Origin of the sequence: Rhodococcus koreensis, assembly GCF_017068375.1 — a bacterium.
Classification (GTDB): Bacteria; Actinomycetota; Actinomycetes; order Mycobacteriales; family Mycobacteriaceae; genus Rhodococcus_F; species Rhodococcus_F koreensis.
The window spans coordinates 478304-502478 of sequence record NZ_CP070609.1; the positions used below are offsets into that span (position 1 = coordinate 478304).

At 67.5% G+C, this 24175-nt stretch carries 23 protein-coding genes; 14 read left to right on the forward strand and 9 right to left on the reverse strand.

All coding sequences use genetic code 11. From position 1 onward, the window contains the following. The first annotated feature begins 57 nt into the window (after positions 1–57). From JWS14_RS02085 to mreB, 3 genes are all read left to right on the forward strand, one after another. Positions 58–420, forward strand: coding sequence for a PadR family transcriptional regulator (locus JWS14_RS02085; RefSeq protein WP_072943389.1), 363 nt, complete (start codon positions 58–60; stop codon positions 418–420). After that, positions 420–1766, forward strand: a complete 1347-nt coding sequence (locus JWS14_RS02090; RefSeq protein ID WP_206012382.1) for a permease prefix domain 1-containing protein — start codon at positions 420–422, stop codon at positions 1764–1766. Before JWS14_RS02085 ends, JWS14_RS02090 begins: the two co-directional genes overlap by 1 nt. A gap of 111 nt (positions 1767–1877) precedes the next feature. Then, positions 1878–2867, forward strand: a complete 990-nt coding sequence (gene mreB / locus JWS14_RS02095; protein ID WP_072943386.1) for a rod shape-determining protein — start codon at positions 1878–1880, stop codon at positions 2865–2867. On the opposite strand, the gene JWS14_RS02100 is transcribed toward mreB, so the two are convergent. The 3 genes from JWS14_RS02100 to JWS14_RS02110 all read right to left on the reverse strand — a co-directional run bounded on the left by JWS14_RS02100 (position 2868) and on the right by JWS14_RS02110 (position 8659). Next, positions 2868–5699, reverse strand: coding sequence for an FtsW/RodA/SpoVE family cell cycle protein (locus tag JWS14_RS02100; protein ID WP_206012383.1), 2832 nt, complete (start codon positions 5697–5699; stop codon positions 2868–2870). It lies immediately after the preceding gene. Between the two features lie 15 nt (positions 5700–5714). Continuing rightward, the gene (locus JWS14_RS02105; protein ID WP_241031224.1) at positions 5715–6845 is read right to left on the reverse strand and encodes a hypothetical protein; all 1131 of its coding nucleotides are present in this window, start codon (positions 6843–6845) and stop codon (positions 5715–5717) included. Positions 6846–7123: 278 nt separating this feature from the next. Further along, a complete protein-coding gene (locus tag JWS14_RS02110; RefSeq protein WP_206012384.1) occupies positions 7124–8659 on the reverse strand; it encodes a hypothetical protein in 1536 nt (511 codons plus the stop codon). A 172-nt stretch (positions 8660–8831) separates the two neighbouring features. Between JWS14_RS02110 and JWS14_RS02115 the strand changes: the two genes are divergently transcribed. The 5 genes from JWS14_RS02115 to JWS14_RS02135 all read left to right on the forward strand — a co-directional run bounded on the left by JWS14_RS02115 (position 8832) and on the right by JWS14_RS02135 (position 13381). Further along, the gene (locus tag JWS14_RS02115) at positions 8832–9314 is read left to right on the forward strand and encodes a DUF1931 family protein (RefSeq protein ID WP_072943382.1); all 483 of its coding nucleotides are present in this window, start codon (positions 8832–8834) and stop codon (positions 9312–9314) included. Between the two features lie 188 nt (positions 9315–9502). After that, positions 9503–9901: a hypothetical protein gene (locus tag JWS14_RS02120; RefSeq protein WP_072943381.1), complete on the forward strand. Its 399-nt coding sequence runs from the start codon at positions 9503–9505 to the stop codon at positions 9899–9901. 277 nt (positions 9902–10178) lie between these two features. Continuing rightward, a complete protein-coding gene (locus JWS14_RS02125) occupies positions 10179–11648 on the forward strand; it encodes an APC family permease (protein ID WP_072943490.1) in 1470 nt (489 codons plus the stop codon). Positions 11649–11655: 7 nt separating this feature from the next. Next, a complete protein-coding gene (locus tag JWS14_RS02130) occupies positions 11656–13050 on the forward strand; it encodes an FAD-binding oxidoreductase (RefSeq protein WP_206012385.1) in 1395 nt (464 codons plus the stop codon). A 31-nt stretch (positions 13051–13081) separates the two neighbouring features. Next, positions 13082–13381, forward strand: a complete 300-nt coding sequence (locus JWS14_RS02135; RefSeq protein ID WP_083395875.1) for an HNH endonuclease — start codon at positions 13082–13084, stop codon at positions 13379–13381. Positions 13382–13403: 22 nt separating this feature from the next. Here JWS14_RS02135 and upp read toward each other — a convergent pair whose 3' ends face one another. The 3 genes from upp to JWS14_RS02150 are packed head-to-tail and all read right to left on the reverse strand — an operon-like array spanning position 13404 to position 16587. Beyond that, a complete protein-coding gene (gene upp, locus JWS14_RS02140; RefSeq protein ID WP_072943378.1) occupies positions 13404–14033 on the reverse strand; it encodes a uracil phosphoribosyltransferase in 630 nt (209 codons plus the stop codon). A gap of 20 nt (positions 14034–14053) precedes the next feature. After that, entirely contained in the window at positions 14054–15319 is a 1266-nt protein-coding gene (locus JWS14_RS02145) for a URC4/urg3 family protein (protein WP_072943377.1), read from the reverse strand. Then, positions 15316–16587, reverse strand: a complete 1272-nt coding sequence (locus JWS14_RS02150; protein ID WP_072943375.1) for a GTP cyclohydrolase II — start codon at positions 16585–16587, stop codon at positions 15316–15318. Before JWS14_RS02150 ends, JWS14_RS02145 begins: the two co-directional genes overlap by 4 nt. Positions 16588–16762: 175 nt before the next feature. Between JWS14_RS02150 and JWS14_RS02155 the strand changes: the two genes are divergently transcribed. Further along, on the forward strand, positions 16763–18148 hold the full coding sequence (locus JWS14_RS02155; protein ID WP_095864327.1) for a DUF2252 domain-containing protein: 1386 nt from the start codon (positions 16763–16765) through the stop codon (positions 18146–18148). Positions 18149–18296: 148 nt separating this feature from the next. On the opposite strand, the gene JWS14_RS02160 is transcribed toward JWS14_RS02155, so the two are convergent. Beyond that, positions 18297–18677 (reverse strand): putative antibiotic biosynthesis monooxygenase, encoded by a 381-nt coding sequence (locus tag JWS14_RS02160; RefSeq protein ID WP_095864060.1) that lies wholly within the window; start codon positions 18675–18677, stop codon positions 18297–18299. A gap of 107 nt (positions 18678–18784) precedes the next feature. On the opposite strand from JWS14_RS02160, the gene JWS14_RS02165 reads away from it, so the two are divergent. The 3 genes from JWS14_RS02165 to JWS14_RS02175 all read left to right on the forward strand — a co-directional run bounded on the left by JWS14_RS02165 (position 18785) and on the right by JWS14_RS02175 (position 21136). After that, positions 18785–19384, forward strand: coding sequence for a TetR/AcrR family transcriptional regulator (locus JWS14_RS02165; RefSeq protein ID WP_206012386.1), 600 nt, complete (start codon positions 18785–18787; stop codon positions 19382–19384). A 45-nt stretch (positions 19385–19429) separates the two neighbouring features. Then, complete coding sequence (locus JWS14_RS02170; RefSeq protein ID WP_095864058.1) at positions 19430–20527, forward strand: calcium:cation antiporter; 1098 nt, start codon at positions 19430–19432, stop codon at positions 20525–20527. 78 nt (positions 20528–20605) lie between these two features. Continuing rightward, positions 20606–21136: a hypothetical protein gene (locus tag JWS14_RS02175; RefSeq protein WP_072943368.1), complete on the forward strand. Its 531-nt coding sequence runs from the start codon at positions 20606–20608 to the stop codon at positions 21134–21136. A gap of 39 nt (positions 21137–21175) precedes the next feature. Here the strand turns inward: JWS14_RS02175 and JWS14_RS02180 are convergent, their stop codons facing one another. Then, positions 21176–21694 carry a PadR family transcriptional regulator gene (locus tag JWS14_RS02180; RefSeq protein ID WP_095864326.1) on the reverse strand — a complete coding sequence of 173 codons (519 nt, stop codon included), beginning with the start codon at positions 21692–21694 and terminating at the stop codon, positions 21176–21178. A gap of 103 nt (positions 21695–21797) precedes the next feature. Here JWS14_RS02180 and JWS14_RS02185 point away from each other — a divergent pair, with 103 nt between their 5' ends. Continuing rightward, complete coding sequence (locus JWS14_RS02185) at positions 21798–22280, forward strand: DUF1707 SHOCT-like domain-containing protein (protein WP_074933972.1); 483 nt, start codon at positions 21798–21800, stop codon at positions 22278–22280. Positions 22281–22317: 37 nt separating this feature from the next. Here the strand turns inward: JWS14_RS02185 and JWS14_RS02190 are convergent, their stop codons facing one another. Continuing rightward, positions 22318–23028, reverse strand: coding sequence for a tyrosine-protein phosphatase (locus JWS14_RS02190; protein WP_095864057.1), 711 nt, complete (start codon positions 23026–23028; stop codon positions 22318–22320). Positions 23029–23233: 205 nt separating this feature from the next. On the opposite strand from JWS14_RS02190, the gene JWS14_RS02195 reads away from it, so the two are divergent. After that, positions 23234–23989, forward strand: a complete 756-nt coding sequence (locus JWS14_RS02195) for a GntR family transcriptional regulator (protein WP_206012387.1) — start codon at positions 23234–23236, stop codon at positions 23987–23989. Positions 23990–24175: the final 186 nt, after the last annotated feature.

Consider the following 24175-nt stretch of genomic DNA (forward strand, 5'->3'; position numbering starts at 1 on the left):
ATGAGCGACGGGCGGTCTGCTACGTTGATGACTAGCAGATCTAGGGATAGGTGTTCTATGCATATCGAGAAGGACCTGGTTGCCGCGTCGGCCACTCCCCTGGTACTCGGAATTCTCGCCGAGGGCGAGTCCTACGGGTACGCCATCCTGAAGCGAGTCAACGACCTGTCCGGCGGACGGATCCAGTGGACCGACGGCATGTTGTACCCCCTGCTGCATCGGCTCGAACGGCTGGGATTGGTGTCGGCGTCGTGGGGCGCCTCCGACAGCGGGCGCCGGCGCAAGCACTACACGATCACCGATACGGGCCGGGAAATGCTGGCGGAACGGCGCGCTCAGTGGGACGTGGTCGCGGACGCGCTGAGCCAGGTGTGGCGCTCCGTCCAACTGCCCCCGGCACCCGCGGAAGGATGGTCGTGATGGATACCGACAAGGAACTCGAATCTCAGATCGGTCAGTGGCGGGGGTACGTCGAGCGCCGTCACGCGATATCGTCCGCCGACACGGATGAGATGGAAGACCATCTACGCGATCAGATTTCGGATCTGTCCGCCGCCGGCCTGAAGACCGACGAGGCGTTCCTGGTCGCGGTCAAACGGATGGGCAACGTGGACGACATCTCCCGCGAGTTCGCGCGGGAGCACTCCGATCGGCTGTGGAAGCAACTCGTCCTGCTGCCCGCCGCGCCCGACGGCGGTCGCACCCGCCCCACCCGTGAACTGTTCGTCGTTCTCGGGTTCGCGGTCGGCGCAGCACTCGTCCTCAAGGCAGGCTTGGCGACACTCGACGAGCAGGACCTCGCCCGCAACGTCAGCCTGTTCGTTCTTCCCTTCCTCACCGGATACTTCGCGTGGAAACGGAAGGTGACGCACCGACTGGCCGCGGCACTGGTGGTGCCGTTCGCCCTGGCGGCGGTGCTGTTGAACGTCTTCCCGTTCGTCTCGAACGGCTCCACCGAGGTGATCGCGGCGATCCACACACCGATCGCGTTGTGGTTCGCGGTCGGCGTCGCGTACGTCGGCGGCCAGTGGCGGTCGGACCGGCGGCGGATGGATTTCATTCGATTCACCGGCGAATGGGTGGTCTACCTGACCCTCCTCGCCCTTGGTGGCGGCGTGCTCATCGGCCTGACCGTCAATGCTTTCGACGCCCTCGGCCTGAGCGTCGAGTGGGTCGTCGAGGACTGGGTGCTGCCGTTCGGAGCGGCCGGTGCGGTCATCGTCGCCGCATGGCTCGTGGAGGCGAAACAGAACGTCGTGGAGAACATCGCCCCCGTCCTCACGCGTGTGTTCACACCACTGACGACTCTCATGCTGCTGGTGCTGCTCGTCGCATTCGCGACGACCGGCAGCGTGGTCGACGTCGACCGGAACCTGCTGATCCTGATGGACCTCATCCTGGTCGTCGTCCTGGGCCTGCTGCTGTACGCGATTTCCGCCCGCGACCCCTACCTGCCGCCCGACCTGTTCGACCGCCTCCAACTCGTCCTCGTTGCGAGCGCCCTCGCGGTCGACCTGCTGATGCTGTTCGCCATGCTCACTCGAATCGCGGAATTCGGCTTCACACCGAACAAGGTGGCCGCACTCGGAATGAACCTGGTTCTCCTCGTCAACCTGACCTGGTCGGCCGTTCTCATCCTCGGGTTCCTGCGGGGCCGCCGCGAATTCGGCTCCACCGAACGCTGGCAGACCCGTTACCTCCCAGTGTTCGGTGTGTGGGCGGCGTTGATGGGCGGCGTGCTTCCACCACTGTTCGACTTCGCGTGACGACGTCGTGACCGCTTACCGGGATTCTTCCAATGCGCGCGATACCTTCCGAATGACGCTGCCGCTGCGTAACATCAAGCACATCTCGCTGGAATCCCTCTGGAGGCCGACGTGGGTGGACTTGGTATCGATCTCGGAACTGCCAACACTGTCGTCGGAACTCCCGACGACGGCATCGTACTGAACGAGCCTTCTTTCATGTTGGTTCGGACGAAGGAACCGAACCGTGCTCTCGCCATCGGCACCGAGGCGCGAAGTCTCGTCGGCCGTACGCCTATCGGAATAACTCCGGTGCGGCCGTTGCGTGACGGGGTGATCGTCGACCTGGAGTCGGCGCGGACCTTCGTGACGGCGATCGTCAAACGGGTGTCGCCGGGCAGGCGATACGGGGTGCGGCCCAAGGCCGTCATCTCGGTGCCCGCCGGCGCCACTCCGCTCGAGCGCAGGGCACTGCTCGAGGTCGGGCACGAGGCCGGCCTGCGAAAAGTGGGGTTGGTGCCCGAGCCGGTCGCTGGTGCCCTCGGCTGCGGAATCAACCCGCTCGAACCGCGCGCCCACCTCGTCGTCGACATCGGTGGCGGCACTTCGGAAATCACCGCCATCTGTTTCGGTGGCATTCTCTCCCACCGCAGTTGCCGACTTGCGGGCGACGAACTGACCAACGCGCTGTACCACTACCTGCGGGAGGAGCACAACATCGTCGTCGGCGAGCTCACCGCCGAGCGCGCGAAGCTGGGCGCACCGGACACCGACGAAGGGCAGTCGCTCGTCGTCGAGGGCCGCGACGCCGCCACCGGCCGGGCACGGTTCGTCACTCTCGAAACCGAGGAGATCGTGGATGCGTTGCGGGCGACCACAGCCGGAATCGTCCATACCCTGACCGAATGCCTCGAAGACCTTCCGCCGCAGGCGATCGGCGACGTGATGTCGGAAGGGCTGCTCGTCATCGGCGGCGGGGCGATGCTGCGTGGCCTGTCGCAACTGCTCGAGGAGGCGTTCGGATTCCCGGTGAAGACGGCCGAACGCCCCCTCACCTGCGTCGCCGAAGGCGCCACCGCCTGTCTCGTGCACCCCGAGGTCGTTGCCGCCTACAGCAGCTGATCACCGGGTCGGTGCCGGAGCAGGTGGTCGCGGGAAGTAGTGCTCGAGAATCTTCTTGACCACGGGGCCTGAAGTCGCCGACCCGAAACCACCACCACGGACCAGCGCCGTCACCACGATCTCGGGGGCATCGAATGGCGCCACCGCGGAGAACCAGGCGTTCAGTCCCTCCCCCGGCGCCGACGGATCCTCCGCGGTTCCCGTCTTGGCGCCGGCCGGTACCGGGAGGTCCGCGAGTTGCCCGGCGGTCCCGGCCGCCGCAGACGCCCGCATTCCCGCCCGGACAGGATCGAGACGGTCGGCGAACGCGAGCCGCTGTGGGGCCGCTGTGGGGATGGGGATCAGTTCCGGCCCGTACGCCGCGGCGAGCTGAGGGGTCACCATCGCGCCGGTGGCGATCCCGGACGTCCATCGCGCGACCTGGATAGGGGTCGCGCTGACCGTGCCCTGCCCGATACCCATCAACAGCGTCGACCCGGGATACCACGTGGCTCCGATGCTTCCGACGTTCTCCGGGGTGCCGAGAAATCCCTCCGCCTCGCCGGGCAGGTCGATCCCGGACCGCCGTCCCGCGCCGAGTTGGCTCGCGACGTCCGCCATCTTCTCCGGGCCCAGGAGCTCACCGAGCTTGTAGAAGTACACGTTGTCGGACCATTGGATCGCCTGCAGCATATTGTTCGGGCCCATCGGCTGCCAGTTCCGGAAAGTGTGCCCACCGTAGGTGTAGGCAGCGCCGGTCTCGATCACCTCGTCGGGCGACAGCACCGGATACTGCATATCCGTCGACGCGACGACAATCTTGAATGTCGAGCCGGGCGGGACCGCGGTCTGGGTGGCGTTGTTGACCAACGCACTCGGGCCCGGGGTCTGGCTCTGCGCCGCGAGCGCGACGAGGTCGGCCGGGGGTCCGTAGACATTGTTGTCGGCGCCCGGGACGCTGGCGAGAGCCAGCACGGCCCCGGTCCGCGCATCCATCACGACGGCGGCGCCGAGGTCGCCCTTACTGGTGCGCATCGCCTCCACGAGCGCATCGGTGGCCAGGGTCTGCACACCGATGTCGAGGTGCAGGCGCAGATCGTGGCCCCGCACCGGGTCGACGCGCTCGCCGGTGGCCACCGGATTGCCGGACGGATCGACATACATGCACTGTGTGCCGTCGCTGCCGCGGAGCAGAGCGTCGTACTGCTTCTCGAGTCCCGCTTTGCCGACCCGTGATCCGAGTGCGAGGTGAGGCCAGCGTTCCATGTCGTCGGCGTCGGCGACCCCGACGTGTCCGAGGATGGACGCGAGTACGGCACCGTACGGGTACTGCCTGCGACCGGACGGCACGACGAGGACACCGGGAAGGTGCGCATCCACGATGCGCCGAGCCTGGTCGGGCGCGACTGTGCCCACGGCCACCTGGGTTTCGCCCTCACCGCCGGCGTCGATCAGGTCCGACAACTCGTCGGGTGACTTCGCGAGCAACGCGGCGAGCCGGTTGCGGGCGTCGTCGTCGCTGTCCTCGAACATCCGAGCGACCACCGCGACGGCGTACTCGGCGACGTTCACTACGAGAGGGACACCGTTGCGGTCGACGATCAGTCCGCGTTCGGCAGGCAGGCGGATGCACCGCATCATCTGTGCATCACTCATCGCCCGATATTCCGCACCCCGGTCGTGCTGCACCTGCCAAGCGAACACCGACATGGCGACGAGTGCGGCGATCATCGTCATCGTGCCCGCCGACATTCCGCGTGGGCGGCGCCGGCGCCGGGGGTCGGGGGCCCACAGCGGTCGCGCGACGCCGTCTCGGCGCACCGCGAGTACCAGTCCGATGGCGGCGAATCCGACGATCGCGGCCGTCCCGCCGTAGCTGAAGAGCGGAATCGGCATTCCGGTGTGGGGCAGCAGCGACAGACTCTGACCGATCGACACCAGCGCGTGGATTCCGAACAACCCACCGATTCCGGCAGCGACGAGTGCAGCCTCCCGGGTCCGTGCCGTGCGCGCGGCGAGTGCGGCCCGCCACACGATCACCGACGTCGCCACCACGACGGCCAGGCCGGCGATCAGACCCCACCCGTACACCAGGCTGGCGAACGCCAGATCGTGCTCCGATTCGGGGAGAAACTGTGCCCGCACGTCGTACAGCGGGTCACGCGCCAGACCCCACAGGCCGCCACTGCCGATCGCGATGTTCGCCTGCAACTCAGCCCACCCCGCGCCTGCCGGGTCGGCGTTGCTCGACAGGAACACGTGGACCCGTTCGAGCTGATACGGCCGGAGGAACAGCACCGCGAGCGGCAGCGACGCGATCCCCATCACGAACAACGGGACCAGCGGCAGCAGCGGGACCCGCGCGAGGATGAGCATGAACCCGGCCGTCGCAACGAGCACGACGGCCGTCGACAGGTCGGGCTGGACCGCGACGAGTGCTACCGGCACCGCTGCAATCGCCAGGGTCGCGACGAATCGTGCGAGGGTGAACCCACCCGCGAGCATGCCCGCGGGCACCAGAATCAGGGCAAGCTTGGCCAACTCGGAAGGCTGAACGGTGAACACGCCGAAGTTCAGCCAGCGCTGCGCGCCCTTCGTCGCAACCCCCGCCAGGGGAACGGCCGCAAGCAACAGGGTCGCCACCGCGAACACCGCCCAGCCGAAGGCGCGGAGGTCACTGATCCGCAGGCGGGACACCACCCACATGATCGCGAGTCCGGCCACCGCGAAGAGGAGATGGCGAACGGCGTGCCCCGTCATCCCGGTCGCCGTGAGATTCAGGAGTCCGAGCACGACGAGGACGATCGCCGCCCCGACTATCCACGGGTCGGATTCACGCTTGCCGTCCTGCATGGCTGCCCCCGGCACTCAGCAGCGTGCGTTTTCGGCGGGCATCAGCAGCGGCTCGGACGCGGCTGTTGCCGGGGCGCTCGTGATCGCCGCGACGGCGAGCGCGGCCCCGGGCGGCAGATCGGTCCGGACGATGCCGTACACCTGCTGCGACCCGGGCTGAACGCGCTCCGACACGTCGCCGCCCGCCCGCACCTCGCCCGAACAGCGGTCGTACACGTTCACCCTCCAGGTCACGGCATCGACAGTCGCCGCCGGATCGAGGTGGACGTCGATCCGGATCTCGCACGCCTGCCCGGGCCCGCACTCCCCGTTGGCGCGCGTGGCCGTGACGAGCGTGATCGGCCCGGCGCTGCCGGGAGCACCGACGTCGACGGGTGGCGGCACTCGTCCGGCATCGGTCGTAGCCGGCGTGGGCTGTTCGGCCGGGGGTTCCGGTGGCGGCGACACGGGTCGAATCTGATTCTGCTCCTCGGGATTCACCGGATTCAGGACGGCGTCCCAACCTCGCCGCAGGTCCGACCACGCCCGCGGAGCCATCCACACTGCGGCGAAAAGTATCAGGATCGCGACGAGCCCGAGGGCTCCCTGCCTCCGCGAGGGCCGTCTCTTCCTGCGATGCCACGGATTCCGGGCCGGCGGGAACCAGCCCGGCGATGCAAGGGTGGAACCGGTGTCCACCGGCGGCGGCTTCTCACCGGCCGTCCGCTCCTCCACTGTCCGGTCGTCCGGGCGCGGCCGCCCCCTGGTCGCCGCGACCAGCCGGGCGAGCTGGCAGCGTTTCCGACTCTCCTCGGCGGCATCGACGTCGGGTTCGACAGCCAGACGAACTCGCTGCAGCAGCACGTCGAGATCTGTTGTTTCGAGCAGCGATTCGTGCAACCGGCCGGGCAGTGCCGAACCGCGACAGTTCGTCGCGATGCTTCGGAACAGCCCGGTAACCTCCTCGGTCACGTCGTGGCCGGACACCGCACCGCGCGCGTACTCGATCGTGAGATGCCCGCTGTCGGACACCGTCACGTTCCGGAGACGGATGCGGTCCTGCCCCTCGCTGCGCGCCGGTTCGAGCTGATCGAGCGCATCGGCAACGAGCAGCGACGCCTGTGCCGGTGACAGTATCGCCGCCGCGAGGAGCCTTCCGAGTGCCACACCACTGACAGGGGCGGCGTGATCGGGTTGTTCGGGCGGTTCGGATCGAGCATCGGCGGGTTCGTTTCTCCTCGTGAGGAGCCCTGTCACTGCTTCGATCATCGCGCACCCCGACGCTCGGCCTCCCGCGCCGTGGGAACGAGACCGGAGCGGACGGCGACGGACCTTGAGTTGGGCTTACCCTGTGCCGAAATCCTTTACGCCTGCGTCATTCCATTTAACTCCGGCCGATGCTCCGGCGTCCGCGAAATCGTCCCGTCCGCTTCCGCACATTCTCGTCAGCGTGCACTCGGGGGCACACCGAAGGCCTGCATCACGACCGCACCCCAGTCCCGCCATACCGGGCAGGGCACAGGATCCCGGTGGTTCAGGAACCGGATCACCTCATCGTTGAAGGCAGCGGAGGTCGGTAGAGACGAGTGCGCGGCGCGAACCGGGCAACCGTTGCGTTCGACGTCCAGGCGCCAGCCGTGCGGCATCAGCGGAAGATCGGCGGCCGACGCGATACTCAGCACGCGCACGTCCTCGGGCAGTACCTCACCGAAAACGGCCTGTGCGGTACCCGCGGTACCGAGCAGTTGGCGCGCGGCGGGTGTGTCCGGGTCGAACTGAAAGAAGACGAAGTCGATCGCGGGCACCGCCCACCGCAACAGGTCGCCGAACACCCTGCCCGGTCGGTCGACTTCCGGCGGCGGAAATCCGAGCGGGGTCTCCGGGAACACACCCACCAGGATCAGCACGTCCACCTGTGCCCGACCTGTGGCGACCGCTTCCCACGCGATCCAGCCGGCGTGCGAATGCGCGGCAACGGTCAACGGCCGCTGCAGGTTCGCCGCCTGCTCGGTGAACACGGCGACCTGTTCCTCGACGGGTCGATGGGTGTCGGCCGGTTCGTAGGGGGCGCCCGTTCGGATCGGGCAGGTGGCGTCGCGTCGGGGCTGCCCACCCCCGGTTCCGGCGTAGGAAAAGTAGTACACCTGTTCGCATTCATACCCCAGCCGCTGCACGTCGGCCCGGTGGATCGTCCCCTCCCCCGAACGCGAGTCGATGCCGGACATGACGAGCAGCGAACCAGCCTGTCGTGGTCCGGGTTCCGGATCGTCGTAGACGCGGGTCCGAACGAAGATCACCGACACGATCGTCGACGCGACGAGCACCGCGGCGAGCGCCGCGACGGGCCGCCTCAGCGGCGCACGGCCCATCGCCCACACCGTCAGTCCCGTTGCCGCTGCCGATACCGGCACGAGCAGCACGGTGAGGGCAGGCACGCGGTCGGCCAGGGCGCCCAGTGCGAGGATCGCCGCGCAATACGGCACCATCACCTCGATTCGCAGGCCCCGGCGCCACGCCCGCCCCATGGCCGCGCGCAGGCCGGCGCCGCCCTGCCACGGCACCGGCCCGAGTATCGACACCAGCACCGCGACGAGCGCTACCGCCGGCCAGAACGCCCGCGAGTACAGCATCGCGTAGGCGGTCGCATCGGCGCACGACGCCAGCAGGACGGGACCGAACGCAGTCGCGTAGAACGCCACGGCGAAGCGGATACGCCTCGTGTCGAGTCCACCGAGCAGCCAGGCCATCAGCATGATCCGCACGGCCGACACGACGCCCAGCAGCACGATGCACTGCGACCACGAGTCGGTGCGTACCAGCAGAAGTCGCAGGTCCGCGAACTGATCCAGCGGCGGCAGCGCGACGAGGTGCAACAGTCCCGGCCACACGGGGACCACCCCGCACAGCGCCAACACGACGACCAGCACCGCGGCGGCCGCCAACGGCCACCACCGCGCCCCGCGCCGCACCCACCGGGCCATACCCTTCGCTGTACTCGCAGTCGGTGGTCGTGCACAACCCGGTCGGCCGGCCACGCAGGACTTCGTGCCGGACAACGCGATTCCAGAGCGCGACATCCGTGACCTCGGCATGACATCGGGCGGAAGAATGAACATGACATAGCCGGGGCGTATCGGGGAGGATGATCACCTGATGGACGGTGCGGAGGTCGGAAGCCACGGGTCGCTCATGACGTTCGACCAGTTCGAGGACATCTTCCGGGTGGCCGCCAGTATCGGCGTCGTGAGGGACGACTTTCACCGATTCGACGACGTCGTCACCGGGAAACTGTACGACCTGCTGCTGGTCGCCCAGTCGGATGCAGCGGCCCAGCACCGGCACGTCATCGAACTCACCGACCTGCCGATCACCAGAGGCCTGCAGGAGAACATCGGGTTGTTCCGGGAACTCGGCCCGCACCTTCGGGTCGACCCGATCCTCGCGCGACTGGCCGCCTACCCGCCGCTCGACGGCGTCCTCGCGGTCGACACCCGATCAGGGCTCCCCGACATCACCGGCGGACTGGGCGTCGCCCTCGCGCGCACCTTCCGCATCGTCTACCCCGAGCTGAGGACCCTGCGGGCCCGGACCACGCACTGGTCGCTGGTCAGCACCCTCGTCGACCTTTATCTCTGACGTCACCGGCGGCGGGCCACTGTCCGTTCACAGCTGTGGGAACACCCCTGGGGGTGCAAACATCCACCCCCGGATGGACGGCCGACCACCCCTCTGGGGGGAGTTGGCGGGGCCCTGTAACGGCGAAGACTGGTGTCAGTCCACAAGGGACACGGAAACCCACCCCCACCACACTCAGGAGAAACGCAATGAATTCGACCAAGACACGCATCGCCGCAGCCGCCGCAACAGGCGCCGCCCTCGGACTCGGAATGTTCCTGGGCCAGAGCGCCACTGCCGTCGCCGCACCCGCGCAGTCGACGTCGCCTCAGGTCGTCTCCCCGGACTCCGGGCTCTCTCCGTACAAGGTCGAGGTCAGGGACCGTATCGGTTGCGCCAATGCATGGCCCATGGTCGCATGCGACGCCCCCGACGAGGACGTGCCCCCGCAGGTCACCCTCGTCGAGCCGGGCACCACCCTGGTCGAGCCCGGTGGCACGTCCCTCTTCGGACCCGCATCCGCGACCATCCATCAGGTCAATTACCCCCTCGAGCCCGACGACGGCGTGATCTCCCACCCGCTCGATCCCGACATGCCCTGGATGTGATGTGACGACGACCTGGAGTAGACGACTCTGGATTGATGGGTCTGCAGATTCTCGGCCGCCGGAGCCAATGGCACCGGCGGCCGAGGTGTGTGCGACGACGCGTGCCGTGCGCAGCCGGAGTATTTAGAAAGACGAACCATCACTGACATCCGTCCCCGCGAGGAGGACGATGAAACAGACCGGTCTCGCTCCGATCGTGGAACGAGTCGCGTTGTCGCGATCTTTTCGAAACGATTCACCCTCTCCGCAGTTCCCGATCGAACGTGAGGCGGCCGAGATGACGGCAGAAAACGTGTTGGGCTCGCAGACCGCCGATCAAGAATGTCAGGACTGCGGCTACGAACCGGAGCTGAAGCGAACTCTGGGCTCCTTTCAGGTGTTCGCTGTCTCGTTCGCGTTCATCTCGGTGGCGGTCGGGATCTTCGGCACCTACGACGACGTACTTCGCGACGCCGGGCCGGTGGGGATCTGGCTCTGGATCGTCGTGGCGTTGGGGCAGACCCTGGTGGCGCTGGTGATCGCCCAATTCGCGGCCCGCATCCCACTCAGCGGCTCCTCATACCAATGGGCGTCACGGCTCGCCAACCCGAAGGTCGGCTGGTTGTTCGGATGGCTGACCTTCTGTTACCTGGCCCTCGGCGTGGTGACGGTCGACAATGCGATGGCAAGCTCCGCCCTCATGCCGCTGTTCGGCATGGAGCCCGACGAGGGCACGGCGCGCATGATCACGCTCGCCGTGGTGCTTGTCCAAGCGGTGCTCGTCGTGTTTTCCACGCGCCTCGTCGGCTTGATCACGTCGGGCGCGGTAGGGCTCGAACTGGTGATCGTCGTGGTGCTGGCGATCGGGCTCTTCGTCGCCGTGGCGCTCACGGGCGAAGGCTCGGTCGGCAATCTCACCTCCCGCGGTGTCACCGAGGGCGCCCCCAACTATTTCGCCGTCGGCGGCGGATTGATGGCTGCGACGATCATGGGGCTTGCCACCCTCGTCGGCTTCGACTCCGCGGCGAACATGGCTGAGGAGGCCAAGGATCCGTTTCGCAGCGTCCCACGCGCGATCGTGGGATCGGTCGTGGCGGCGGCGGTGCTGGGACTGGTGTTTCTGATCGCGCTCACGATCGCGATCAAAGATGTTCCCCGGATCAGCGACAGTGACACGCCGGTGGCGGCGATCCTGCGCGATCAGCTGGGTCCGGTGATGGAGAGGACACTGCTGGTCGCGATCGCGTTCGCCTTCTTCGGCGCGGGAATGGTGACCTTGGCGACCTGCTCGCGGATGGTGTTCGCGATGTCGCGCGACGCGCGTTTCCCCGCTCACCGGCTGATGCGCCGGGTCAATCCGCGCACGCAGACACCCATTCCGGCGACCATCTTGATCGTCGTCGTGGGGGTCGTCCTGATGGCCGCGCTGCCTGGCGGCGCACTGCTGGAGTTGCTCACGGTGGGAACGGTCATCTCGGCGGTCCTCTACGGCGGGATAATCGTCCTGTATCTCGCGGTCCGCAAACGATTGGATCGTAGGGCGGGCGCGTTCGATCTCGGGCGCTTCGAACTGCCGATCGCAATCGGTGCACTGGTGTGGTCGGCCTTCGTGGTGTTCGTGATCGTGTCGCCCTCGAGTGCGTTGACCTCCATACTGATTGCGATCGGGTTGCTCCTCGCCGGCGGGGTGTATTTCGCCTATCTGTTGATATTCAAACGCGAGGTACTGGACACCGAGCCCGGAGACGCCGATGTCTTCGCGCACTGACCGAGGTATGACGCCTCTGACCGCCGCCACCGTGCTCACCGGTGACGTGGTGCGTCCGGGCGATTCCGGGTACGAGCAGGCGCGGGTCGGCTGGAACCGCCTGTATTCCCGCTACCCCGAGGCCATCGTGTTCTGCTGCGACACGCAGGACGTGGTCAACGCGGTCTGCTGGGCCCGAGAAGAAGGCATCGCCCTCCGTGCCCGCAGCGGACGCCACAGCCTCGAGGGGTGGTCATCACTCGATGGCGGCCTCGTGATCGACGTCAGCCGGATGAAGAACATCGTGATCGACGAATCGGCGGGTACGGCGACGGTGGGAACTGGTCTGACGCAGATGGAGACGGTCGCGGCGCTCGGGCAACACGGCTTCGTCGTTCCGACCGGCTCGGAGGGCGGTGTCGGACTCGGTGGCGTGATTCTCGGGGGTGGCTTCGGACTTCTGACCCGCACTATGGGCATGGCCTGCGACAACCTGCTCGCCGCAGAGGTCGTGGTCGCCGACGGTGCGCGCTCGGCGAAGGTCGTGGAGGCCTCCGAGCACAGCAACCTCGATCTGCTGTGGGCGTGCCGTGGTGGGGGCGGCGGCAACTTCGGGATCGCGACGTCCTACACGTTGAAACTGCACGAGCTGTCTGACGTCACATTCCTGGTCGCGAGGTGGACTGGTCACGGCGACCTGGGTGACCTACTTCGAGCATGGCAGCGCGAGGCGCCGGTCGCCGACGAGCGGCTGACGAGCGCACTCGAGGCAGATTCCACCGCGGTCGAGCTGTCTGCACTGCTGCACGGCGGTTCGCGGCAAGAACTAGAGGACCAACTGCGCTCGCTGTTGACGATCGGCAGTCCCGAGGTGACGGTGACGGAGGGTGCCTGGCCAACCGTGTACGGCGACGTGGACAGGGGTCCGAACGATGTCGCCCTCTGGAAGTTCTACTCCCAGTTCGTCACCCGCCCGTTCCCCGATGAGGCGATCGACCTGATCGTCCGCTTCATGGACAACACACCCAGCCCGACGAGCAACTTCTTCTGCTCGAGCTTCGGCGGGGCCGTGCGGCACGCGCCGCCAGGGGGATCCGCGTTCCCGCACCGCGACGCGCTGTTCTACTGCGAGCCGGGCGCGGCGTGGAACGACCCCGCCCTGAACTCGGTGGCGCTGGGCTGGGCCTCCGACTTCTGGCGCGCGCTGCGCCCCTACGGCGACGGCGCGTATGTCAACGTGCCGAACGCGTCGGCGTCGGACTGGGAGCGCGAGTACTACGGCTCCCACCGCGAGCGGTTGCGCGAGGTCAAGGCCACCTACGACCCGGAGAACGTGTTCACCTTCGAGCAGAGCGTGCCCCCGTTGCCGTCTGACCCGTCGCGAGCCCTACGCTGTGGCGATGGCGGTCAACCGAAGTCGTAAGGCCAGGGGAGCCCGTAAACGCAAGCGTCGGATGGACAGTGTCGAGCACGACCTCACCGACGAGCAGTGGAGTGCGCTCACCGAGGCGTGGGGCGGCTGCGCGTATTGCGGTGCGACCGACAAGCCGCTGCAACGCGACTGCGTACAGGCACTGTCGCGCGGCGGGCGGTACACCCTCGACAACATCGCCCCGGCCTGCGGCTCCTGCAACGCCAGCAAATGCAACGACGAGGTCACCGGCTGGCTGCGGCGCAAGCGGCTCGACGAGCGCGCCTTCCTGCTGCGTCACATCGAGATCAAGACAGCACTCGCGTTGCGGTTCCCCGCGTAACCACCGGCAACGACCGCAGCTGCTATTTGGTGCCGAAGATGCGGTCGCCTGCGTCGCCGATGCCGGGCAGGATGTAGCCGTGCTCGTCGAGTTGGCGGTCGACGGCGGCGGTGTAGATCGGCACATCGGGATGCGCCTTGTCCAGCGCGGCAACGCCTTCCGGACAGGTCAGCAGGCACACGAATTTGATGGATTTGGGACCGCACTCCTTCAGCCGCTCCACCGCCGCCACCGCTGAATTGCCGGTGGCCAGCAGCGGATCGACCACTACCACGTCGCGCTCGTGCAGGTCGCCGGGCATCTTGAAGTAGTACTCGACCGCCACGAGGGTCTTCGGATCGCGGTACAGACCGATATGCCCCACCCGCGCACCCGGCACGATCGTCAGCATGCCGTCCAGGATGCCGGTACCCGCGCGCAGAATGGAGACGAAGACCAACTTCTTCCCGTCGATGACCCTGCCGGTCGTGACCTCGAGCGGCGTCTCGATCTCGACCTCCTGCATCGGAATGTCGCGCAGCACCTCATACGTCATCAGCGCGGAGATCTCGTTCGCCAGGCGCCGAAAGCTGTTGGTGGAGGCATCCTTACGGCGCATCATCGTGAGCTTGTGCTGCACCAGAGGGTGGTCGATCAGGTGTACTGTCCCCATGTGTCCGTCCTCGTTTCGTTCTAGAAGACCGTGCCGTCGCTGACGACGGAGAGCGGAGGCAGCCCGCCTCGCGTGCGCTGTGCCAGCGCACGGCCCGCCGCCCAGGTGCCGCCCTCGAGGACGCAGGCCAGCGGCATCTCCCGGGCATCCAGACCCAGGCGTGCGCGCACCAGCGGGGCCAGTTCGTCCAGCAGCGCGACCGTCAATGCGCGCCACTCGACGACCAGTTCGTCGCCCGCCGCCCAGCTGCACACAGCCCAGTCGGGGTCGCGCAGGCGCAGCGCGCCGGTGTCCAGCAGCAGGCCGCCGTTGCGGTATTCGGGCAGGCCCGTCAACGCGTCCAGCCCCACCACCTGCACACCGGCCCACTGGAAAGGCTCGAGCAACGAATAGGTCAGCCACTGCGACAGTTTGTGGAACGGCACCCAGCCCCGGGTCAGACCCGCACCGTCCACTGCCTCGTGAGGCCAGCAGTCGCCCAACGGTTCGGCGCCGATGGCGTTGCCCGCCGGCCAGATGCCCGACAGCGACGTCAGCAGCTGCGACAGGATGTCGTGGGCCGCCACCGTCGACGCGGCCGGCCCCTGCGGCGCAACCAGTAGGTCGAACAGTCCACCCGGCCGGCCGTGCGGACCGAACACGTCGGGTTGCGCGGCGAGCGCCTCGCCCAGTCGGCGCAGCAACAGCACGCGACCGTCGAGTCCCACCAACGGATTCGACGGACCCACCTGGAACGCCTCGGCCAGCCGGTCCGCGTCCAGGCCACGAAGTCCGGCCGCGTCGACCTGCAGCGGCCGCGTCACGTCGCTCGAGAACAGTCCGCCCAAGAAGGCGTGCCAACTCGCGACGCCCAGACCCTCGGAACGGGCGAAGTGCTGTCCGCTCGCCGCCTCGCGGTATCGCCAGTCGGGACCGGCGCCGGCATCGAGCAGCACGCTGACAACGGCGAGGTCGATCATGGCGCGGGCGCGGCCCGGCGCGTCCAGCGCAGCCAGGCGCGCGTCCAGCCCGGCCTTTCGCTCCACTCCGCCGGCCTCGAAATGGCGCCACCGGCTGTGGTAGGGAATCTTCAGGTCCGGATAGCGGGCACGCGTGACGTCCACGACCTCGCCCGCGGCCGTATGCAGCGCGCCGTCGTCCACGCCGAACCAGCGTGAACCGTCCTCGCGCGCGCGACGCAGCAGCAGTTGCGCGCGTTCCCGCACGGCGGACGTGGTGCGCAGGGCCGCGGCCGCACCCTCGGCCCGCCCGACGTCCAGTGCGGGACCGACGCCGGTCACGCTCATTCGTCCAACTCCCGCCCCTTGACCTTCGCCAACTCTTCGGCGTCCGGCACCGCGCCCGGGGTGAAGTAGCCGGCCGCCATCTTCGCGTCGATCTCCACGCGCGCGTCGGCCGGAATCAGGTCGGCGGGGAGGTCCACCCGCTCCCCGACCTCGATCCCAGACCCGGTGATGGCGTCGTACTTCATGTTGCTCATGGAGACCAGGCGGTGGATCTTTCGGACGCCGAGCCAGTGCAGCACGTCGGGCATCATTTCCTGGAAGCGCATGTCCTGCACGCCTGCCACGCATTCGGTGCGGGCGAAGTACTGGTCGGCAGTGTCGCCGCCCACCTGGCGCTTACGGGCGTTGTAGACCAGGAATTTGGTCACCTCGCCCAGCGCGCGGCCTTCCTTGCGCGAGTAGGCCACCAGGCCGACACCGCCACGCTGCGCACCCTGGATACATTCCTCGATCGCATGTGTGAGGTACGGACGGCACGTACAGATGTCGGAGCCGAACACGTCCGAGCCGTTGCACTCGTCGTGCACCCGCGCGGTCAGTTCCACCGCGGGATCGGCCAGGTCTCGCGCGTCACCGAAGATGTACACGGTCTGCCCGCCGATCGGAGGTAGGAACACCTCGAGATCCGAACGCGTCACGAGCTCCGGGTACATGCCGCCGGTCTCCTCGAACAGCACGCGCCGCAGATCCGTCTCGCTGCAGTGGAAGCGCTCCGCCACACCCGGCAGATGCCAGACGGGCTCGATCGCCGCCTTGGTGACCAGCGCAGCACCGCTGGGCAGCAGGAAACGGCCGTCCGGGTGCAGCCGACCTTTCTGGATCGCCTCCATGATCTCCGGCAGGATCACGTGTGCCTTCGTCACGGCGATGCTGGGCCGGATGTCGTGCCCCGCCGCCAACTCGGCCGCGAAGACCTCGGCGACCGTGGCACCCCACGGGTCCAGGCTCACGATCTTGCCGGGCTCGCTCCACTGCGGATACGGGCCGATGGCGTTGGTGGGCGCGGTGTTGGTGAGGTCGGCCTTGTGGTGGCGCGACAGTGCACCCGACGCGACCGCCAGAGCCCGGTAGATGCTGTACGAGCCGCTGTGCGTCCCGATCACGTTGCGGTGGGCGCGATTGGTGGTGGTGCCGACCACCGGACCGCGCTCGGACGCCGTGGGTGCGCCCCAGTTGACCGGAATAGCCCCGACGCCACCACTGTGGGACGTCAATCGGATGTGGCCGGCGGGGTTTTCGGGCGTCGCGGCAACGGGTTCAGCGGACATGACATTCCTCCGTCAAGGAAGGCCCGGCGGCACGGCATGCCTCCGGAACGTGTCTCCGGCGCCGGATGCTGCCTGCGACCGGAAACCGAAGCATAACCACTCTTCAGCCACAATGTCGTGCGGCGAATGCGCCGAGCGTTCAGGCCGCGCAAATGCCTCCGATAGTGTCGCCGTGGTGACGAAGAATCGAGCGCGCGCCGTGGACCTGCGAACCCAGGACGAGGCGGACGACGTCTTCGCGCGTGGAGGCGCGTTGCAGGCAACCGGGCCGTCGCGTGCACACGATCACGCCGCGGCCGGCGCCGGCCGGCCGGATGTGCTCGACTTCGTCGAGGCCGACAACGAGGGCAGGCTGGCGAATCTCGTCCCGCTGCGGATCGGGCGGATGATCGCCTCGCCGTTCGCCTTCTTCCGCGGCGCCGCCGGTCTGATGGCGGCCGACCTCGCCGCCTCTCCGGTCACCGGATTGACGGCGCAGCTGTGCGGTGACGCGCATGCGGCTAACTTCGGCCTGTACGGGACGCCGGACGGTCACATTGTCATGGACATCAATGACTTCGACGAGACGCTCCCCGGTCCGTGGGAATGGGATCTCAAGCGCCTCGCCGCCAGCCTGGTACTCGCCGGACGCGAAGGCGGTGTGACCGAGAGCGCGTGCGCCGAGGCCGCCGAAGACGCCGTCAAGTCGTATCGGCGCACCATCCGCGATCTCGCCGAACTTCCGTTCCTCCAGTCCTGGAATGCGCTGCCGGACAAGTCGGTGCTTGCGCGGGCGAAGGCCGACGCTCTGCTCGACGACTTCGACAAGGCCGCGCAGAAAGCGCGACGCAACACGAGCGAGAAGGTGGCGGCGAAATGGACCGCCCACATCGAGAACCACGAGACCGGGATCCGCAGGCGACGGTTCATCGACGATCCGCCGATCCTCACCCATGTGGATCAGGCGACCGCCGATGCGGTGACCGACGGGCTGGAACGCTATGTCGAGTCGCTTCGGGAGTCGCGACGGAACCTGATCACCCGATTCGCCGTGTCCGACGTCGCGTTCCGGATCGTCGGAACCGGCAGCGTGGGTCTGCGCAGCTATATCGCCCTGCTGCACGGCAATCGGGACGAGGTGCTCGTACTTCAACTGAAACAGGCCCGGCCGTCCGCACTGGCGGCGTACCTGCCGGTCGACGAACCGAAGCACGAGGGCAAGCGGATCGTGCACGGCGCCCGGCTGGTGCAAGCGGAATCGGACATCCTCCTGGGCTGGACGACCATCGACGGCCTCCCCTACATCGTGCGGCAGTTCCGAAACCTCAAAGGCGACATCGATCCAACCGGTCTCGAGCAGGATCATCTCGATGACTACGGCCGCCTGGCGGGCGCCCTGCTCGCGCGTGCGCATACCCGCTCCCTCGATCCGCGGGCGCTCGCCGGATACTTCGCCGGCGACACGGAACTGGACGAGGCGATCGGGCGGTATGCCGTCCGCTACGCCGATCAGACCGAAGCCGACCACGCAGTGCTGGTGGCCGCCGTGAAATCGGGGCGGATCGCCGCCGAACCGGTTTGATCCGGCACGACCAGCTCGATCGTCGTGGGCCGAGACAGATCGCCACTCCCCCGAGATACGACGCGCGGTTGCGCCTCGTATCCACCCGAGCCGGAATGCCTCGGATTCGTGAGTGTGAGTGGCGACCTGTTTCGTCGCAATCAGAAACCTACCTCGCCCCTCCGACACGAATCTCCCGGCCGGACTCTGCAGCGGCGGACCGCCGTCGCCGCCAGCTGAACCACCGGAGGGACAAGGCAAGCACTCGCGGCACGACGAAATAGACCGCGGTGGGAACGACGACCCCGGTCAGCGACAAGGCTCGAAGCCAGGTCGGCCAGGCGGCAGTGATCGGGCCCGACAGCGTCATGACGGTCATGCCCAGTGTGACGAGCGGGAAGATCGAGACCCAGGTGACGGCGACCCGCAGGTGGATGGACGGCACCGACACGACGTCCCGGACAGGCCGGCCCGCACGCTTGCGGCGCGGCTTTGTCACCGCCGGGGCGAGTTGCTCGACCACTGCGGATGCGAGAGCGAGAGATTCCATCCTGAGGCAGACCTTTCGAAACTCCAACTATTCAGTTGCACTTGGAGCGTAAAGCGTGGCGAAGCAACTTGCAACCAAACAGTTGGAGTTTGTCGTAGGATTCACCGGTGGCGTGGGATACCGAACGAACCAGGAGACTCCTCCTCGAGGCCGGCGCCGAGGAGTTCAGTGCGTTCGGCCTGGCCGGCGGCCGAGTCGATCGGATCGCCGCGAAGGCAGGCGTGAACAAAGAGCGCATCTACCAGTACTTCGGTAAGAAGGAGGCGTTCTTCAGCGCCGTCGTCGAGAGTGAACTGACGGCGTCACTCGCCGCCGTCGAACTGTCCGGAGACGGAGTGTCCGCCGTCGCCGACTACGCCGGCCGTCGATTCGACTACCAGCGCACGCACCCGGCCTTCACCCGCCTGCTGTTCTGGGAAGGCCTCGAACTCGAGGAACCGGTAGCCGAGGAAACCCGTCGGAAGCACGCGCAGGCGCTGGTTGCGGGAGCACGGAAAGCCACCGACCTTTCCGTGGCCGACGCCCAGGAACTCCTCATCACGGTGATCACACTGGTCGACGGTTGGGTCACGCTCCAGACCGCGGACCGACTGTTCTCGCCACCTCGTTCTCGCCGCGACGACCGGGATTCACGAAGACGCGAATTCATCGTGATGACCGTCGAAGCCGCCACCCACGCAGCGATCGCCCGGACCGATCGGACCTGACCCATTGCGGTGCACCGGAGCGGATCGAGCTGGCAAGGTCTAGTCATGGCATTCGGGTGGCGGTCGGTCGCTGCGGAGTGGCCGCTGGTGATACCACCCGTCGCGGTTGCGGTGCTGGGCATGACGTGGGGCCGCCACATCGGCACAGTCCTGGTGCTCGCCGTCGCGGTGGTCCTGGTCGGTGCGGTGCTCGCGGCGGTTCATCACGCCGAGGTGGTTGCGCACAAGGTCGGTGAGCCGTTCGGATCGCTGATTCTCGCGGTCGCCGTCACCGTCATCGAGGTCGGACTGATCGTGACGTTGATGATCTCGGGTGGTCCGGCGACGGCGTCGCTGGCCCGCGACACCGTGTTCGCGGCGGTGATGATCACCGTCAACGGCATCGCCGGGTTGTCGCTGCTCGTCGGCTCGCGAAGGTACGGAGTCGCGCTGTTCAATGCGGAGGGCACCGGCGCAGCACTGGCGACGGTGGCATCACTCGCGACGTTGAGTCTGGTGCTCCCGACCTTCACGACGAGCCGGCCGGGTCCCGAATTCTCCTCGGCCCAATTGGTATTCGCGGCGGTGGCCTCGCTGGTGCTGTACGGGATGTTCGTCCTCACTCAGACCGGCCCGCACCGGCACTTCTTCCTGCCGGTCATCGCCGATGAACCGGAAACCGGCGACCGGAACTCCGCGCCCCCGACCGGCCGGATGGCCGGGATGAGCCTCGCCCTGCTGGTGGTGGCGCTGTGCGCAGTCGTGGGATTGGCGAAAGTGGAATCACCCGCGATCGAGGATGCGGTCGAGGATGCCGGATTGCCACAATCCATCGTCGGTGTGGTCATCGCGCTGCTCGTGCTTCTGCCGGAAACCCTCGCCGCGGTGCGGGCGGCGCAGCGAAACCGGATCCAGATCAGCTTGAACCTGGCCTTCGGATCCGCGATGGCCAGCATCGGCTTGACCATCCCCGCCATCGCCGTCGCGTCCATCTGGCTGGACGGGCCGCTTCTGCTCGGCCTCGGTCCGACCCAGGTCGTGCTGCTCGCGATCACCGTGGTGGTGGGCATGCTGACGGTGGTACCCGGCCGCGCCACCCGACTCCAGGGCGGCGTCCACCTGGTGCTGTTGGCCGCGTACGTGTTTCTCTCCGTCAACCCTTGAGCGCGGTCCGCTACCTCGCCGCCCGTGGAGACGTCACCAGCGCGCCCGCCGGATTCGCGTTCGGGTAAGTTTCCGCGCATGAGAACCGCATCGTGGGTCAGCGCGGCGACTGCGGTGTTGCTCGGCGCCACCGCTGCCGCAGCGTGGAGGAAAGCGAGTCTTGCCGATCAGGCCAGGCGCGAAGCGGAGGTCGCACTGGATGCGGCGCTCGAGCAACTCGAAGCGATGACCCGGATCGCCGAAGCCGCGCAGCAAGCGCTCCCACGGCCGCTGGAAGTCGAGTTCGACGTCCAGCGCATCCGTGGACCCGTCGACCGATTCCGGCTCCGCAACGTCGGAACGGGAATCGCCACCAACGTGCGATTCGTCGTCGATCCCGCCGAGGAGCAGAATCGGCGGGTCCCGACGCCGCAGTGGCTGGACGAAGTCGCGGTGACGCTGCTGCCGAAGGAGTGGGCCGATTTCTCCGCGAGCGCGCTGTCTCCCGTCGCCGGCTCGTGGCGAATCGTGTTTCCGGCCTTTGTCACCGTGATTCACGACGAGGCCGGGACTCCGCGACGACTGGACCTGCCGACGGCCGTCGTCACCGAGGACGGCGTGATCGGCTGACTGCCCGACACCAGCACCCGGCGAGGCGCGATCGAACGTTCACTGCCCCAGCCGGTCCTCGACCAGGTCGAACCAGTCGAGCACTGCGCGCTCGTACACGATCCCGAAGTCGAGTGTCGCCAGCGCAAATCGGTTGGATCCGTGCACGGCGGCGTCACGCTCGTACTCGGCGAGCTGACTCTCGTGGGCCGCGCGGTGCGAGTCCAGCATCGCGGCCAATCGCTCGGGCGGAAGGTGCGCGCCGAACGCGACGGTGAGAAGCAACGGGTAGCGAATGTTCTCCTGGCCGGGTTCTCGCTCGATCCATTCCGCGAACGCCCGGCGACCCTCGTCGGTGAGCGTGTAGGGCTTGCGTTCGCGGGCACCGCGCTCCCCCGCCTCGATCAAACCGGCACGCTCCATTGCCGCGAGTTCTCGATAGACCTGGCTGGTCGTGATCGACCAGAACTTGCCGATGCGTTCCTGCGCGGTCACCACCAGATCCCATCCGGTCTTGGAACCCTCGTGCAGGAACCCGAGGAGCGACGCCGCAGTGGCGTTGAGGGGGCGTTCGTCCATCTCGCGGTCCTTCGCTCGATCGGGGTTGACATTCCACTGTGTCATATCGATCATGGTTATCAGCGACATTCCACAGTGGAACGTCATCGCCAAGGAGGGTCCGATGCAGTACGCGGACAACATCCGGATATCCGATTCCGAACGTGACCAGGTCGTCGGTGAACTCGGGCGGCACCTCACCGCCGGGCGGCTGACCATCGTGGAGTTCGACCAGCGGGTGGCAGAGGTCTATCGATCGACCACCCGGCAGCAGGCGCATCAGGTGTTGCGCGATCTACCGTCCGCAGCCTCAGCAGTTGCCACTGCCCCGGTCGCGACACCACCCAACCGTCCCGCGCGTCGCCGCATCCCGGGTCACCAGCAGATCGAGTGGCTCGCCTGGGCCGTCGCGGGCGGAATCAATTTCGCGATCTGGGGCATCATCTCGCTCGCTACCGGGATGATGATCTACTTCTGGCCGGTGTGGGTGATAGGCCCATGGGGGTTGGTGCTACTGGGCCGGACCCTGCTCGGCCGCGAGAGCGGGTGCAGCAAATTGACCGACGCTCTGCGCGACGACCGGATGAGAGCCGTCGCGAGTCGGTGAGCCGCTGCCCGCACCCGTCCCGCTCAGCCGAACTGCGTCACCCGGTGAAACGCGTGGTCCAGAGTCGGATCGTCTCATCGGCGGCACCGCGCTCCCTCAGCCACCCGTGCACACCGCCCGGGTGCGCATCCCAGCGGTCGAGGACACCCTCGATCGCCTCGGGGACGGCACCGCGCAGATCGCGGTCGTTGGGATGCGCCTGACCGAGTTCAGGGGCGAAACGGGTAATGCGCGCCAGGACGGCAGCCATGTGTTCGTTGGTCGATTCGTAGTCGGCAACGATGCGCTCGGGTTCGACTCCGGCGGTGCGCAACAGCAAGGCAACCGCGACCCCGGTGCGATCCTTGCCGGCCGCGCAGTGCAGCAGCACCGGGCCGGGCGCGGTGGCCGCCACTTGCAGGACGTCCACGAGTCGCTCCGCCGCATTCGCGAGGATGCCCTGGTAGATGTCGGCGAGCCTCGCCCCCTGATTCGGCGCGGCGACCTCGGCGTCTGACAGCAGGGAGATCTGGTGCACCACCGTCTCGGCCGACCGCAGCGGGTGCTCCCGGGTCGCGAACTCGCGGGGGCTGCGGAGGTCGACGACGGTGCGGACAGGCCATTCGTCGACCGCGGTGGGGCGGGCGTCGCCCGGCGCGGGCAGTGCGCTGCGATACAGCACTCCGGTCCGCGTCCGACCGCCCTCGGCAACGGGAAGTCCGCCGAGGTCACGCAGGTTGGGGAGTACGTCGAGGTCGGTCACTGTCATATGAGCTTCTTTCCGATGGAGGAGGCGCTGCGGTCGAGTCGCCGGGTCGGTTCCACAACGATGTCGACGGAGCTGGTGCCGAATATTCATCTATACAACTAGCCTAAACCACGATGCCGGACAACCGGCTGGTGAATGCATCTGGCCTGCAAAGACGGGCATCACTCGCGAGACTTGCCATCGATGGGTCCTCTAGACTTACGGAATGCCGAGCAAAACGCCGACTGGTCGGGTGCCGCTCTACCGGCAGGTGCAGGACGTCTTGTTGCAGCGACTCGACGGTGGCACGTTGCAGCCGGGAGACCGGTTGCCGCCCGAGACCGACCTTGCGGCCGAACTCCGCGTCAACCGGCTCACGGTGCGGCAGGCGATCGGCGAACTGACCCGGGCCGGGCTGCTGGTCGCCAAGCAGGGGTCCGGCACGTTCGTCGCCCCGCCGCCCCGGCACTTCCCCATCGAACTCGCCGCCCGTTTCATCAACGATGCCGACGGTCTCAGCGAGGCGTTCAGGTCGGTGGGCCGAGAACTGACCGAGTCACTCGTCTCGAGCGAGATCGTCCTCGGCGGCAGTGCACCGCGAGTAGAGGAGTATCTGCCGGGATGCCGGTTGCGCCGCGTCGACACGGTGCTCGCGGTCGACGGTGAGCCGTGGTTCGCGAACTCGGTCTGGATGGACGACCGCCGGTTCGCCGACATCGACGGGCACCTGCGTGACGGCGTCCCGCTGTACACCGTGTGGCGTGACGTCTACGGCGTCCGACTGAAGGCCGCGTGGCGTTCATTCGCCGCGGGCGCTGCGTCTCCGCAGGTAGCAGCACTGCTCGGGGTACCGCCGGGTGCGGCGGTCCTTTTTCGCGACGGCCTGAATCTCGACGAGGACGAAGCCCCCACCGTGTACATCCACCGCGCGTGTCGCAGCGACCGGGTGCGGTTCGTCGCGAACTACGCCGCGCAAGACTGACCGGGTATATCCGGAGCGCGGGTCGGCCAAACCTCGACGCTGTGACCAGGCCAAACATTCCCGGGCGCCGACCGGGCAGGGGCGGCGCGGACCAGAAATAGGTATACCCCCCGGTGATTCGGCCGATGTGTCCCACACCCCGCATAGGCGACGATGTGAGCTGTCTCACTCATAAGCACGGAGTCG

What these genes read in the sequence shown, in the direction of transcription:
- JWS14_RS02150 (WP_072943375.1), bottom strand. Translation starts at nt 16,587, where the DNA reads ATGTCCGCTGAACCCGTTGCCGCGACGCCCGAAAACCCCGCCGGCCAC.
- JWS14_RS02085 (WP_072943389.1), top strand. Translation starts at nt 58, where the DNA reads ATGCATATCGAGAAGGACCTGGTTGCCGCGTCGGCCACTCCCCTGGTA.
- JWS14_RS02130 (WP_206012385.1), top strand. Translation starts at nt 11,656, where the DNA reads ATGACGCCTCTGACCGCCGCCACCGTGCTCACCGGTGACGTGGTGCGT.
- JWS14_RS02190 (WP_095864057.1), bottom strand. Translation starts at nt 23,028, where the DNA reads ATGACAGTGACCGACCTCGACGTACTCCCCAACCTGCGTGACCTCGGC.
- JWS14_RS02175 (WP_072943368.1), top strand. Translation starts at nt 20,606, where the DNA reads ATGAGAACCGCATCGTGGGTCAGCGCGGCGACTGCGGTGTTGCTCGGC.
- JWS14_RS02100 (WP_206012383.1), bottom strand. Translation starts at nt 5,699, where the DNA reads ATGCAGGACGGCAAGCGTGAATCCGACCCGTGGATAGTCGGGGCGGCG.
- JWS14_RS02110 (WP_206012384.1), bottom strand. Translation starts at nt 8,659, where the DNA reads ATGGCCCGGTGGGTGCGGCGCGGGGCGCGGTGGTGGCCGTTGGCGGCC.
- JWS14_RS02115 (WP_072943382.1), top strand. Translation starts at nt 8,832, where the DNA reads ATGGACGGTGCGGAGGTCGGAAGCCACGGGTCGCTCATGACGTTCGAC.
- JWS14_RS02135 (WP_083395875.1), top strand. Translation starts at nt 13,082, where the DNA reads ATGGACAGTGTCGAGCACGACCTCACCGACGAGCAGTGGAGTGCGCTC.
- JWS14_RS02195 (WP_206012387.1), top strand. Translation starts at nt 23,234, where the DNA reads ATGCCGAGCAAAACGCCGACTGGTCGGGTGCCGCTCTACCGGCAGGTG.
- JWS14_RS02185 (WP_074933972.1), top strand. Translation starts at nt 21,798, where the DNA reads ATGCAGTACGCGGACAACATCCGGATATCCGATTCCGAACGTGACCAG.
- upp (WP_072943378.1), bottom strand. Translation starts at nt 14,033, where the DNA reads ATGGGGACAGTACACCTGATCGACCACCCTCTGGTGCAGCACAAGCTC.
- JWS14_RS02180 (WP_095864326.1), bottom strand. Translation starts at nt 21,694, where the DNA reads ATGGACGAACGCCCCCTCAACGCCACTGCGGCGTCGCTCCTCGGGTTC.
- JWS14_RS02160 (WP_095864060.1), bottom strand. Translation starts at nt 18,677, where the DNA reads ATGGAATCTCTCGCTCTCGCATCCGCAGTGGTCGAGCAACTCGCCCCG.
- JWS14_RS02170 (WP_095864058.1), top strand. Translation starts at nt 19,430, where the DNA reads ATGGCATTCGGGTGGCGGTCGGTCGCTGCGGAGTGGCCGCTGGTGATA.
- JWS14_RS02120 (WP_072943381.1), top strand. Translation starts at nt 9,503, where the DNA reads ATGAATTCGACCAAGACACGCATCGCCGCAGCCGCCGCAACAGGCGCC.
- JWS14_RS02145 (WP_072943377.1), bottom strand. Translation starts at nt 15,319, where the DNA reads ATGAGCGTGACCGGCGTCGGTCCCGCACTGGACGTCGGGCGGGCCGAG.
- JWS14_RS02125 (WP_072943490.1), top strand. Translation starts at nt 10,179, where the DNA reads ATGACGGCAGAAAACGTGTTGGGCTCGCAGACCGCCGATCAAGAATGT.
- JWS14_RS02090 (WP_206012382.1), top strand. Translation starts at nt 420, where the DNA reads ATGGATACCGACAAGGAACTCGAATCTCAGATCGGTCAGTGGCGGGGG.